This window comes from Mycobacterium sp. shizuoka-1 (assembly GCF_002723835.1).
Classification (GTDB): domain Bacteria; phylum Actinomycetota; class Actinomycetes; order Mycobacteriales; family Mycobacteriaceae; genus Mycobacterium.
Window position 1 is genome coordinate 1 of the sequence record NZ_BEWG01000071.1, and the last position, 712, is coordinate 712.

Annotated in this window: 1 protein-coding gene; it reads right to left on the minus strand. The window is 69.9% G+C overall.

What is annotated here, in order from left to right; all coding sequences use genetic code 11:
- On the minus strand, positions 1-712 hold a 712-nt coding region (locus MSZK_RS33150; RefSeq protein ID WP_233211427.1), incomplete at both ends, for a molybdopterin-dependent oxidoreductase.

Here is a 712-nt window from a genome sequence, read left to right on the forward strand (position 1 = left end):
GCACCACCGACGGCCGCGCCGTGCCCGCCAAAAACCGCTCCCCATCCTGCAACCGGCCGTCATCCAGCAACAACCGCCAGCCGGCGAGGATCGCCTCGTCGGGCCCGAGTTGGGCTGGCGGCGTGGGCCGATGGTCGAGGTCGAACACGCGAGGACCGTTCCAACCACCGAGGCGCTCGATCTCCGCGCGAACCGAATCGGCGTCCGGTGTGCCGAGCTGCACCCCCATCGCGGCAGCCAGGGAGTGCAAGACCCGATGATCGGAGCCGTAACTCGTGGAGAGCGTGGGTTCGAAGGGGCGAATCCGGCCTTCCCAGTTCAGGAATGAACCCGACTTCTCGACGACCGGTGCGATTGGGAAGACCACGTCGGCCAGCGCGGTGATCGCCGACTCCCGCAATTCGAGGCTGACCACGAAGCCCGCCGACTGCACCGCTGCCAGCGCGGCCTGCGAGTCCGGCAGATCCGCCGGATCGACCCCACCGATCAGCAGGGCGCCCATCCTGCGGGAGAGCATCTCGGCCATCCTGAGCCCGGGAGTGCTGGGCAATCCCGCAGTCCCCCAGACACGTTCGACCTGTTCACGAGCGCGAGCGTGCTGGACCGGTCGTCCGCCGGGCAGGAGGTTGGGTAGGCAGCCGGTGTCGAGGGCGCCGCGGTCGCCGGCGCGCCGCGGTATCCAGGCCAGTCGTGCGCCCGTGTGCTGGGCCAG